Annotated in this window: 9 protein-coding genes and 1 pseudogene; 5 read left to right on the plus strand and 5 right to left on the minus strand. The window is 70.0% G+C overall.

The window, feature by feature from the left end:
* Window positions 1-17: 17 nt before the first annotated feature.
* A complete protein-coding gene (locus tag J7I94_RS03350; RefSeq protein WP_215164951.1) occupies window positions 18-1643 on the minus strand; it encodes a replication-relaxation family protein in 1626 nt (541 codons plus the stop codon).
* Window positions 1644-2280: 637 nt separating this feature from the next.
* Entirely contained in the window at window positions 2281-4251 is a 1971-nt protein-coding gene (gene mobF / locus J7I94_RS03355) for a MobF family relaxase (protein ID WP_215164953.1), read from the minus strand.
* A 296-nt stretch (window positions 4252-4547) separates the two neighbouring features.
* Here mobF and J7I94_RS03360 point away from each other — a divergent pair, with 296 nt between their 5' ends.
* Complete coding sequence (locus tag J7I94_RS03360) at window positions 4548-4889, plus strand: hypothetical protein (protein ID WP_215164954.1); 342 nt, start codon at window positions 4548-4550, stop codon at window positions 4887-4889.
* Between the two features lie 365 nt (window positions 4890-5254).
* Here J7I94_RS03360 and J7I94_RS03365 read toward each other — a convergent pair whose 3' ends face one another.
* The 3 genes from J7I94_RS03365 to J7I94_RS03375 all read right to left on the minus strand — a co-directional run bounded on the left by J7I94_RS03365 (window position 5255) and on the right by J7I94_RS03375 (window position 7679).
* Window positions 5255-6331 carry a ParB/RepB/Spo0J family partition protein gene (locus tag J7I94_RS03365; protein ID WP_215164955.1) on the minus strand — a complete coding sequence of 359 codons (1077 nt, stop codon included), beginning with the start codon at window positions 6329-6331 and terminating at the stop codon, window positions 5255-5257.
* Complete coding sequence (locus J7I94_RS03370) at window positions 6331-7092, minus strand: ParA family protein (RefSeq protein ID WP_251074581.1); 762 nt, start codon at window positions 7090-7092, stop codon at window positions 6331-6333. The genes J7I94_RS03365 and J7I94_RS03370 overlap by 1 nt, the downstream gene beginning before the upstream one ends.
* A gap of 314 nt (window positions 7093-7406) precedes the next feature.
* Window positions 7407-7679 carry a hypothetical protein gene (locus J7I94_RS03375; protein ID WP_215164956.1) on the minus strand — a complete coding sequence of 91 codons (273 nt, stop codon included), beginning with the start codon at window positions 7677-7679 and terminating at the stop codon, window positions 7407-7409.
* 323 nt (window positions 7680-8002) lie between these two features.
* On the opposite strand from J7I94_RS03375, the gene J7I94_RS03380 reads away from it, so the two are divergent.
* The 4 genes and pseudogenes from J7I94_RS03380 (at window position 8003) to J7I94_RS03395 (ending at window position 11411) form a co-directional block, all read left to right on the plus strand.
* Window positions 8003-8596 (plus strand): helix-turn-helix transcriptional regulator, encoded by a 594-nt coding sequence (locus J7I94_RS03380; protein ID WP_215164957.1) that lies wholly within the window; start codon window positions 8003-8005, stop codon window positions 8594-8596.
* A 33-nt stretch (window positions 8597-8629) separates the two neighbouring features.
* Entirely contained in the window at window positions 8630-9886 is a 1257-nt protein-coding gene (locus tag J7I94_RS03385) for an MFS transporter (RefSeq protein WP_215164959.1), read from the plus strand.
* Window positions 9887-9992: 106 nt separating this feature from the next.
* Window positions 9993-10999: pseudogene (locus J7I94_RS03390) on the plus strand (IS5 family transposase).
* A 166-nt stretch (window positions 11000-11165) separates the two neighbouring features.
* On the plus strand, window positions 11166-11411 hold the full coding sequence (locus J7I94_RS03395; RefSeq protein ID WP_215164960.1) for a hypothetical protein: 246 nt from the start codon (window positions 11166-11168) through the stop codon (window positions 11409-11411).
* Window positions 11412-11413 lie beyond the last annotated feature (2 nt).

An 11413-nucleotide genomic window follows, 5' to 3' on the forward strand; every position in this document is an offset into this window, starting at 1 on the left:
CCGACGGCTTGCCCTGCTCAGCCGCGCAGGCGGGAGAACCAGCCGGTGGCCTTCTGCTCAGGCACGGCCGGCTCCTGCTCCTGGTCGCACTCCTCCTGCCGGTGACCCACACCCCAGGCCAGGTCCAAGTCGGCCTCGAACCGCCGGTCGCACTCCCCGCACAGAGACGGACGCTTCGCCGGGAAAGGGCTCCAGCCGACGCGCGCGGTCGCCTTCCACCGTTCGTCGGTGAACGCGGCACCGCATTCGGTGCAGACGGGGCGCTGGGAGGCGGGCCAGGAGTCGTCCGGCCCTGCCTCACCGCGTTCCGGCTCCTGGCGTTCCTGGGTGTCAGCCGCTGGGCTGACGGCGGCGCTGGCCTTCTGCTTGCAGGTGTCGCACAGGTGCGGGTGGGAGTCCTTCGTGGCTCCCCAGTCCTTCGGCTGTACCGCCTGCCAGCGGGCGTCGGTGAACCGCGCCCCGCAGCCGGTGCAGCCGGGACGGCGGACTTCGCGCTCGGCTGCCTGCTCCTGGGCCGCCTGCCGCGCTCGCGCCTGCTGCTCCTCAGCCAGGGCCCGCTGCCGCTGCCGGGCCCGGGCGATGGCGGCGTCGAGGCGGGGGTTGCCGATCGCCTCCAGCAGACTCTGCGGGCCGCTGCGCCCGAAGCGGGCGAACACCTCCCCGGTCGGGCCGTGCTCACGCAGCTGGTTCAGCCCGACCGCGATGATCGGGATCTTCTTGTCGTAGCGGTGGTGGCCTCCCTCCTCCCGCTCTCCCTGCCACAAGTGCCGGGTGAGCTCCATGAGCCGGGGGACCGTGCGGTTGGGGTTGCGCTCGCCGAGCCGGTTGAACACCAGCAGCACCGGCGGATAGGGCTGGTCCGCACGCGGGTCAGTGGGGACCGTCCAGCGGGTGCGCCACATCGGCCGCTCACGGCCGTCGGTGTCCTTCACCCTCCGCTTGAAGAACCGGGCGTACTTCTCCAGCTTGTCGGCGAGCTCTTCGGCGGTCTCGTGGCAGTTGTCGACCTCGATGAACAGCAGCGGCACCCCGTCCTGCGGGGCGGTGAGCACGATGTCGGCCTGGGCGCCGCCCTTGCCCGGCGCGTTCCACGTGCCGGTCGCCGGGAGCGGGACCTCGGTCCAGAACGAGGCGATCGTGCCGATCCCGTCCGGTCCGTCGACGGCGGCCTGGGCGGCGGCCTGAACGTGCGGCGGGTCAACGGTGAGCCTGGCCATGTTCGGCTTCGGGCACAGCATCGCGATCACCGTCTCGTTGACGGCCATCGGGTGGGAGGCCCCTGACGAGCCCGCGCCGCGCGCGGTGGAGCCCATCTCCGTCACCGGCCGGTTCAGCTCGTAGGAGGCGGCCAGAAGGCCCTTGGGCGTCAGGTTCCGCAGGGCGTCGCCCGTCTCGGTGGAGCCGCCGTTCTCGGACAGGCCGTGCCCCCGCATGTCGGAGAGCGCGGCCGTGTGCGAGGCGGTGCGGGCCTGCTTCCGCTTCGACGGGGTCGGCTTGTCGGCGTGCCGGAAGGTCAAGTGCGGAGCGCCGATCCGCTGGATCTGATCAGCCGTCGCGACCTTCAGCGCTCCGAGCACGCGCAGCACGTCGCCGCGGTAGCTGTTCGTCCACCCCGCCGGGTTGTTCTTCCGCTTCCCCGCCATCAGCTCTGCTCCCTCGTTGCTCGCGACCGGCCGCCGGCCGACCGCCGCCGCCGCTGGCCGCGCCCGGCCTGGGAGGGCGTCCGGGCCCCCCGGAACCCGATGCTCTCCTCCACTACGGACATCAGGAGGAGAGAAGAGGGTTGTGACGGCGCAGTTCTCGCGCCGATTGCTGCCCTGACAAGGGGTTTTCCTCCGGCCGGGGGTGCCGGGCACCAAAGGGGGATCCAAAGGGGCCTTCGAAGGGGGCGCCCAGGGATCCCCCTTGGGCCTGCCCGCCAGGCGCCGGCCCTCCGGTGTGATCGGCCCGAGCGGCGGTGCTGCCCGACCCCCGGGTGGGTGCTCGTCATCGTCTCGTCTCCTTCGCTGCCCCGGCCCAGGTGGTCGGGGCGAAGGAGCAGCGTGCACGGACCCCCCTTGTCCGCGGTCTAACCGTGGCCAGGTCAAGGAGAAACGCCCCAGGTGGATGCGCGGCCCCACTCCCGTCGATGGCGTCCACTCCCACGCGGTGGGCTCCACTCGGTGGAGTGGATGACGAGCACGGTGGCGTCCACTCCCGGACGGTGGACTCCACTCAGTGGAGTGGAGCCGGGCGTCGTCGGTGCGCACCACCGCACCGGGTGCGCACCATCGGGTCCACTCAGTGGCCGGCCTCCCGGCCGCGGTGCGGTCCCGGATCCTGCGGGTGGTGCGCCTGCTGATCGTCCCGGCGCACCGGGTGCGGCGTCTCGGTGTCGTCGCGGCGCGTGTAGCGATTCATCGTGGTGTGGGCCCGGTCGGCCGCCTCGCTGAACGCGTCCTGGAGGTGGCGCAGGCGTTCGGCGGTGACATCGAGGGCTTCGACGTCCGTGCGGGATTCCCGCAGGGCCCGCAGCGCCGTCATGTCCAGTGCCTCGCGGCGGCCGGGCTTCTGCTCCTGGTCGTCGTGCTCGGGGTCGGCCGGCTCGGGCGCGAGCAGCTGCTCGGGCATCGCCGCCTGCTGGTGGGCGACGACGTCGTACGCCCGGCCCCGCACGGCGGCGGCCGCGGCGGTGCGCAGCTTCTCCCGCACCACCGCACCGGCGAGGACGGCACGGTCGTACTGGAGCGGGATGCGGGGGATCTCCCACTCCCCCACGTCCGGGCCCGGCGGGCGGGGCGCAGCCGGCTCGCCCGGGTCGGCCGGGGGGTGCCGGTCCGGGTCAGGCGCGGCGGTCGGAGATCGGCGCCGGGCGGGGAGGTCGGACAGGGCCCACCGGGCGGTGTAGAGGCGATAGCCGGCCTCCAGGCCGCGTACGGTCTTCGGCTCGCTGATGTCCAGGCAGTGGGTGGAGATGGCGGCGGCCACGACCTGGTCGTCCAGGCCGGGGTCGCGGCGGCGGCCGCGCAGGACGAACGCGAGGTGGCGGCGGGCTTCGGCGAGCAGGTGGCGGCGGTGGAAGCGGCCCCCGTCGTTCATCACGAACACGGTCGCGGTGACGTCGACGGCCTCCAGGGCGACGTCGACCACGGCAGCGACCCGGGCCCGGATCACGGCGGCTGCGGCACGGGCGTACTCGAGGAGAGAGGTGATGACGTCGGCGGCGACACCGGAGGTGAGGATCGCGCTCGCCTTCCACCACGCGCGCAGCTGCGCGAGCGGCCGGGCCGACTGCTTGGGCGGGCGGGTCTCGCGGGCGGCGATGGCGTTCAGCTTGGCGCGGGCCCGCTCGGAGACCACAGGCAGGAACAGCGGCTCGCCGTCGTCGTCGACGGCGGTGACGTACTCGTGCTCCAGCTCGGTCAGGCAGGCGGCGATCTGGTCACTGCGCCGGGAGGTCCAGCGGATCAGCTCGTGCGGCACCCCGGCGATCTCCATCACGGGGCGGCGTCCCGGGGTGACGGTGCGCGGCTCGGTCGCCAGCCCCAGCGCCTCGCAGACCTCGGAGGCGACCAGCTCGTTGTAGAGCGCGGACGCCGCGACCGTGTTCTCGTGCAGGGCCGTGGTGTGGATCGAGCCCCACTTCCCGTCCAGGCGCTGCCCCTTCACCGACACCATCAGATGGTCATGCAGCAAGGGTCGCCCGGAACGCGCCTCGTAGTGGCGGAAGCGGGCGGCGACCAGACCGCCGGGCGGCCGCACCCGGTAGATGCCGTCCTTGCCGTACCGGATCACCGCCACCTCGTCCTCGATCCACTCCAGCACCCGCTCGATCGCCCGCTCGTGCGCGGCCTCGATCACCCGCCGCGTCTCCTCATCCCCGAACGCCCACAGGAGGTAGATCGTCGGCTGCGGCCGGAACACGAAGTCGACACCCGTCACCGTCACCCGGCGTCCGAGGGCGCCGGCCCGATACGCCTTCTTCGGGGAGTCGCCCGCGGCGAGCCGCTCGGCCTCAATCCGGTCCGCGTACGGGTGGCGGCCCCGCTCGCCGAACAGGTTCCGCAACTGCGCCTCGGTGACCTCCTCACCCGGCGCCAGTCCGAGCACGGCAAGACCGCGGCCCATCCAGCGCCCGGCCGGGACCCCGGCCTGCTCCTGGGCGACGCGCAGCGGCGTACGGGCCGGGCGGCGGCCGTCGCCAACAACGGTCTCGCGCAAGTAGTACCGGTACATCTGACCGGCCCGAATCACCCTGATATCCACTGTCATGCAGACCACGCCACACGGCTCTGACCTGCAAGAGAAGGCCGATCAGCAGCACGTCCCGCCAGGCGGGAGCAGCGGCCGAACTTTCTTCTCAGGTGCCCGCCGGGCGGGAAGCGGCGCCGGGCCGGACGCGAATGTCATCGCTCTCCGGCAGCACGCACACCACGACCCGAACGACACCAACAAGCACCACTGAGCATCACCACGCGCCAAGAGACGAGCACCGCCAAGGAAGCACCGCCTACAGCAGCCCCCGGCATCCGTCGGGGGCTTCGTCGTGCTGCCCGGAGGAACCCACCGTGCCGACCTTCGAGACACTCCCCCGCTTAACCACCGACCTCCAGCACCTCACCCCCGCCCAGCGCCGGCGCTTCCGCCGCGTCGTCCTGGACGCCTTCGTTCCCGACCTGCGCACCGGCCGCCAATTCCGCCCCAGCTTACGGATCAAGGGAGTGCACTGCGCGCCGGGCGTCTACGAGCTCACCTGGGCGCCAGACGGGCGCGCGACGTGGTCCTACGGCCGGACGGTGGTCGCCGGGCTCCCCCACGTCATATGGCACCGGATCGGGACTCACAGCATCCTGGACCGGCCCCTGGCCGAAGGCCATCTTGCGGGGCAGGGCGGCCGGTTGGTTGGCTGATCGTTCCGATGACCAGGAGGGGACATAGCGTGGCAGCAACCGAGGCCGTGACTGAGTCGGAGCACGTGCAGAGTTTGATCATCAGCACCGCGTCGGCACTGTGGGAGGACAAGGAGGCGCTGGGCTAGTTCCTCAACGTCGTCCGGCGCAGCGAGACCTTCGCCCCGCTCGCCGACAGCATGGAGCAGTCCCAGGTCTGCCCCGCGAAGCCCTCGTTCTACGGCGTGAAGAGCAGGGAGTTCCAGGACTGACCGAGCGCTGATGCGCCGATCTCCCTGCGGCGCCCTCGAAAATGGCGGTGGCCCCACCTCTGTTGGTGGGGCCACCGCCATTTCCAGTGGATGCGCTCAAGCCGGTGGGTCAGGTCAACCGGCAGGTACGGCCTGACGTTCTCGATGCTTGTTGAGCAGGTCCAGCATCTTGTTGAACTCGTCCGTCGGCATCTTATGGATCAGGTGTTGTGCCGCGTCGACACCGTCTTCGTAGGGGAACCGCTTGGGCTGCTGGCTCCCTCCTCCAGCTGTCACTTCGGGCGGGCTGGCTTGTCCAGGAACGGCTGGCGCGCCCTCCTGTGCTGCGTCGGCGGGTGCCTCTTGTTCCGCAGCGGCCAGGTCGGCCGGATCCGTTTTACGGCCGTAAAACGGATCGCCCCCTTGCTGCCCAGAACCAGCAGGCGGCTCGGCGGTCAGCCGTTTGGGAGCGGCGGCCTTCTTGGCGACCTTCTTGGCTGCCGCCCGTTCAGCAGATGCTGCCGCCCGCTGCTTCTGCTCGTCCTGCCACCATGCCAGCTGCTCCGTGCGGTCCCACTCGTTGTCCCGGGCCAGCTTGCCCAGCGACCGGGCGGCGTCAAGCGGCATGGTCTTCTTCCGCACCAGGTCCTGAACCTCTGGGGCCAGGTGGGTGAGGAGGATGCGCTGGGTGACCCATCCGTCGACCCGCTCGAAGTGCTGGGCGACGGCGCGGTTGGAGCCGAACTCGGCAACGAGGGCTTGGACCGCGTACGCCTCTTCAACGGGGTTGAAGTTCTGGCGGTCGACGTTCTCGGAGACCACGGCTTCCATGAACGCCTTGCGGTCTTTGGCCAAGCCGTCGTCGACGACACAGTTCAGGGTTGGATTGCCAGCCGCTTTGGCGCCACGGTACCGACGCTCACCGGTGACGAGGACGTAGTCGACGTCACCGATCTGCTTCGCGTGGTCGGGCCACAGTTTCAGGTAGGCGCTACGACTGACGGCAGGGCACGCCTGGATCTGGCGGCGTCGCAGGCTCTTCCCGAGGTCGATCAGCTCGCCTTCGGTGCCGAAGTCGGTACGCGGGTTGACGCCGTTGGGGGCGAGCCGACCAAGAGGAACGCGGAGCAGGCGGCCGTCGGCTCGGGTGTCGACGACTGGGGTGTCATCGTCGTCGCCGAAGAAGTCGTCGAACTCGTCGTGCTTGGCCATTATCGAGCTCCCGCGTGCTTCTGGCGGCGGAGCTGGTGCTCCAGGGCCAGGGACACGAAGTCCTGCTTGGCCTTGGTGGCGATGTGGTTGGACTCGTACTGGGTGCAGAACCGTCCGTTGGTGATGCCGCGGGTGTGCGGCTTGTAGTGACGGACAGTGGCGTTGTACAGCTCCCAGCCTCTGCGCTGGACGAGGCTGATGGTGCGGTCGCGGTCTGCAGTGCCGTCGCGGGGGTCCCAGTTGTTGACGACGATGCCGTAGGGAATCTGGCGGGGGATGAGGACCCGCTCCACGGTGACCCTGGTCGGGGTGAAGGCCGATCCCTCTGCTTCGAGGGGGACGATGACGTCGTCAGCAACGTCGAGGACGGCGCGCAGCGCGTCTCCGGTGGTTCCGTCGCCCAGGGGGTCGATGGACTCGTCTTCGTCGTCTTCGGCTTTCAGGGGCATGAAGCCTGGGGTGTCGACGATGATGATGTCGGCCTTGGCGCTGCGCAGACGACGCAACTTGTCGATGCTCTGGCTCGCGTCGACCACGCGGAAGGGGACTGGCCTGCCAGCCTTTTTGACCTTCTCAGCGTGTTCGATGCTGGTGCCCTGGGGGTCTATTGAGACGACCGCTACGGACGGGCCGTCGTCTGCGGTCTCGGCTTCGGCAGCATCGCAGCCAAGGATTTCGGCGTAGACCGCAGCGAGGTTGACCGACAAGAGGGACTTGCCGACCCCGCCCTTACGGTTCAAGAGCACGGTGATGTAGGGCATGTACTGCTCTCCGACTACTTCCCGGGAACCCGGTACTTCGGATGGACGGGAAGCATCCTCTCAGAAGATCAAAGGGGGTCCTGCGAGGCATGCGGGGCGTGGCAGTTTTACGGCCGTAAAACTGCCACGGAGCTGACTGCTCCAGAAACACAAAAGCGGCCCCCGCCGCTCGGACCGCGAAGGTCCGGACGGGCGAGGGCCGCTTCATGTGCTCAGGTGCTCAGATCGATGGTGGGTGGAAGGTCGCGCCCGGCGAGGGCGTGGGTGAGGAGTCGGTAGGGGTCGGTCCACGCGCCGTGGATTCGTGCTCTGGCTCAGTGAAGGGTGCCGGTGAGGGCGGTCTCGGTGTCGGGGTGGATGAGGATCAGGGCGACGGGGTCGGCGTCCGGCTGCTGCCCTTCGGTGGGGCGTCCGCGCTCCAGGGCGCGGGCGTCGGGGGTGATCCGTATGGCGACGTCGCCGTGGCCGGTCCACGGGGCCGGCCTCTGTCGGGCGGTGAGCATCGCGGTGAACTCTGCGACGGCCTTGTGGTCGCCGGGGTGGAGGGGGCCAGTGCCGTGGCCGCAGCGGCGGAAGCGGGCGGTCACGCGGCGGTGGCCGGGACGATCTTGTGGCTGTCGCGGTGCGCGTGGGCAGGCTCGGCGAGGACGCGCAGTCCGGTCGGCTCGCCGACGGTGCCCACTGGTGCAGAGGCGGTATGCGGAGCGTGCGCAATTCTGTGGTGAGCCGCCGAGGTTGGCCACCGCCCCGCCGTGCCGGAGCTCAGTGATGCGGACGGGTCGGGGTCACGACGGGCCTGCTACCTAAAGACAGTCGGCGCTGACCTCGTCGGCACAGACTCGGGCTCTGCCGCCGTGAAAACTCTGAAGCCCTTATTGTGAAGTTTCTGCTTCACATCTACGGTTAGCGCATGCGACCGAAGCACGAGCCTGAACAGATCACTGACCTGTCCCGGTTGAGAGCGTTCATGAACCCGCTGCGGATGCAGCTCTACCGAATGCTGTACGCCGCGGGCACCGCGACCGCCTCTCAGCTCGCCGAGCATGTCGACGAAACACCGTCGCTGGTCAGTTACCACCTGCGCAAACTGGCCGAGCATGGCTTCGTAACCCAGGCGAGCGGCCAGGGCACCGACGGCCGCGAGCGGTGGTGGAAGGTAGCGTCCGAGGAGGGCTGGGGCTTTCGCGACTCGGACTTCGCGGACACACCCGAGGGCGCCGCCGCAGTCGGCGCGGTGACCCGTGGCATCTTCGACACCCGCGTCGCCCAGTACCGCACGTATCTCGATCAGAAGGCCGCCTGGGGCAAAGCGTGGACCGATGCAGCCTTCAGCTCCGAGTGGCTACTCGACCTCACCCCCGCCGAACTCTCCGAGATGAGCGACGAACTTGAGGAGCTGGCCCGGCGCTGGCGGGAGCGCGGCAAGGCCGCCAAGGCGGCCGGTGACACCGAGGACCGCGAGCACGTGTCCGTGCACCTCTACGGCTTTCCCTTCCGGCCCTGACCCGGACCGTTTCCCCGACTACTGGAGCCCGTCATGGCCACCACAGAGACAGCCCTGCCCGAATACGTCACCACACCGGCCTACCGGGACGGAAACGTACTGCGCTGGCTCGCCGCGTACACCGCTTCTCTCGTCGGCGACAGCGTGTACTTCGTGGCCCTGGGCTGGTCCGCCCAGAAGGCCGCCGGCCCTACGGAAGTCGGCCTCGTCATGGCCGCCGGGGCGCTGCCGCGGGCGTTACTCATGCTCGGCGGGGGCGTGGTGGCCGATCGGTTCGACCTCCGTCGGGTGATTCTCGGCAGTGACACGCTGCGCTGTCTCCTCATCCTGGCGGCGGCCGCCGGTATCGCACTGACTGCGCCAGCCTTGTGGGTCCTGGTTGCAGTAGCGCTCGTCTTCGGCGCCGTGGACGCGCTGTTCGTGCCCGCTGTCGGTGCCCTCCCGCCGCGCATCACCAGCCCTGACCAGCTGGCCCGGGTCACCGGCTTGCGCTCACTGTCGATGCGCCTCGGCCAGATCGGGGGCCCGCCGATCGGCGGCCTGGCCATGGGACTGGGCGGGCCTGCGGCCGCCTTCATCGTCGCCGGCGCGCTTTTCGCGCTGTCCCTGCCGCTCCTGCTGACGGTACGGATACGGTCGCTGGGGTCACATGACGCGGAGCGGCCGGGGCCCGGCACCGCGCGGCGGGACCTGCTCGACGGGCTGCGCTACATCCGCCGACACCAACTCATCGGTCCGCTCGTCGCCGCCGGGGCTGTCTGCGAGCTCGGGCTCATCGGCACCCTCAACGTCGGCATGGTGCTCCTCAACGCCGAGCGCGGCTGGGGCCCTTCCGGCTACGGCTGGATCGTCAGCAGCTTCAGTGCAGGAGCAGCGGCCAGCGCCGCGCTGCTCGCGATCGCCGGTTGGCTGCCCCGTGCGGGCTTGATGATGGCCGGCACACTGCTCGTGGGCTGCGCGGGCGCCGCCGCCATCGCGTTGGTGCCTACCCTCTGGCTCGCTGTGGTGCTGGCCGCGGTTATCGGGCTGTGCGCGGGCATCTTCGGCAGCCTGGGCAACGCCCTCATACAGACGGCGTCGGATCCGGCCTATCTCGGCCGGGTCACCTCCGTCGTCATGCTCACCATGGTCGGTCTCGCGCCCCTCAGCTATCCGCTGGTCGGCGCTGCCATCGGAGCCTGGGGTGCCGCCCCAGTGTTCGTCGGCTGCGGCATCTTCGCGAGCCTGGGTGTGGCCATCGCCTTGGCCTCCAACACGGTACGGCGCGCCGAACTGCCCCGACGCAGTTGAACGGGTACCGCGCTATTCGGCCTGGCGGGCTGCGAGGTAGTCGGCCCAGCTCTCGCCTGCTAGGGCCTGTGCGGAGTCGTGATCAACATGGCGGTAGAACATTCGTGTGGCGAGACGCGAACTGAGCGATGACGGTTGGGCGTTGGTGGAGCCGTTGCTGCCGATAGGTGGGTACGGGCCGTATCCGCACCGGCTGCGGGATCAGTTCGAGGGTGTGGTCTGGCGGTTCCGTACCGGAAGCCAGTGGCGGGAGATGCCGGAGGAGTTCGGGTCCTGGTCGACGGTCTACGACCGGTTCCGTCAGTGGCGCGATGCCGGGGTGTTCCAGGCCCTGATGGAGGCGCTGATCGCCGAGGCCGCGCGGCGCGGGCAGGTGGACCTGTCGCTGGTCAGCGTGGACTCCACGACCGCCCGTGCACATCACGACGCTGCGGGCGCACGGGTGAGTGAAGATGTCCTGGCCGTCTTGGAGGAGGTCATCGAGCAGTCAAAGGGGGCCGCAGGAAGGGACAAAAAGATCAAGAAGGTGCGGAAGAAGCTGACGCGGCTGATCCGGCCCGTGCCGAGCGGCGCCGGGTTCGCCGTCGGCGCCGCGCGCGGCTGAAGTCCGCTGCCCTGGGGCGCTCGCGGGGCGGGCTGACCAGCAAGGTGCACCTGGCTGCCGAACGACGCTGCCGTCCGCTGTCCTTCGTGCTTACCCCCGGGCAGGCCGCCGACAGCCCGCAGTTCATCCCCGTCTTGCAGGGCATCAAGGTGCGCGGCCCGGTAGGCCGGCCGCGCACCCGCCCCGACGCGGTCGCCGGCGACAAGGCATACTCCTCGCGCCGCAACCGCACCCACCTGCGCAGACGCCAGATCAAGGCGGTCATCCCGGAGAAGGCCGACCAGGCCGCCAACCGGAAGAAAAAGGGACGCCGCGGTGGGCGACCCGTCACCCACGACGCCGAGCTCTACCGTGACCGCAACATCATCGAGCGCCTGATCAACAAGCTGAAGGCATGGCGCGGCATCGCCACCCGCTACGACAAGACCCCCGAGAGCTACCTCGCAGCCCTCCACCTCCGCGGCGCGATCATCTGGCTCCGCAGCCTCCGTCCCACCACACGAGACTGAACCCCCTTGGCTGGCCGACGAGTGGTTGGTTCGCCCTGCACAGCGTCGGCCACCAGCAAGCCGCCATCCGGGCAGGAAGCTGTCAGGGCGTGCGGAGCTGGGGCGGGAAGCCGGTCCAGCGCAGGTCGTCCGGGAGGTGACTCACGTCGTTGTAGACCATGCCCAGGTGGACGGTGGTGTGCCGGGCCGCGAGGTCGCGTATGGCGGCGAGCCTCTGCTCGGCGGCGGCGAGGCTGGCCTCGATTGCGGCGACCTCGCCGAGCCATCCCTGTTCCTTGGCCTCCTGGAGCCGGTCGAGCAGGTTCTGGGAGCCGCCTCTTGGGACTGGCTGACCATCGGTGGCGACGGCTTGGGGCAGGTTCGGCCAATTGAAGGGCGATCTGCTCGGGGTGGTATGACGGGCTTTAGGTGAGC

Source organism: Streptomyces sp. ISL-12 (assembly GCF_018614415.1).
Taxonomy (GTDB): Bacteria; Actinomycetota; Actinomycetes; order Streptomycetales; family Streptomycetaceae; genus Streptomyces.

Coding starts and splice junctions, on each gene's coding strand:
- J7I94_RS03380 (WP_215164957.1), top strand. CDS start 8,003: ATGCGACCGAAGCACGAGCCTGAACAGATCACTGACCTGTCCCGGTTG.
- mobF (WP_215164953.1), bottom strand. CDS start 4,251: ATGACAGTGGATATCAGGGTGATTCGGGCCGGTCAGATGTACCGGTAC.
- J7I94_RS03385 (WP_215164959.1), top strand. CDS start 8,630: ATGGCCACCACAGAGACAGCCCTGCCCGAATACGTCACCACACCGGCC.
- J7I94_RS03365 (WP_215164955.1), bottom strand. CDS start 6,331: ATGGCCAAGCACGACGAGTTCGACGACTTCTTCGGCGACGACGATGAC.
- J7I94_RS03350 (WP_215164951.1), bottom strand. CDS start 1,643: ATGGCGGGGAAGCGGAAGAACAACCCGGCGGGGTGGACGAACAGCTAC.
- J7I94_RS03370 (WP_251074581.1), bottom strand. CDS start 7,092: ATGCCCTACATCACCGTGCTCTTGAACCGTAAGGGCGGGGTCGGCAAG.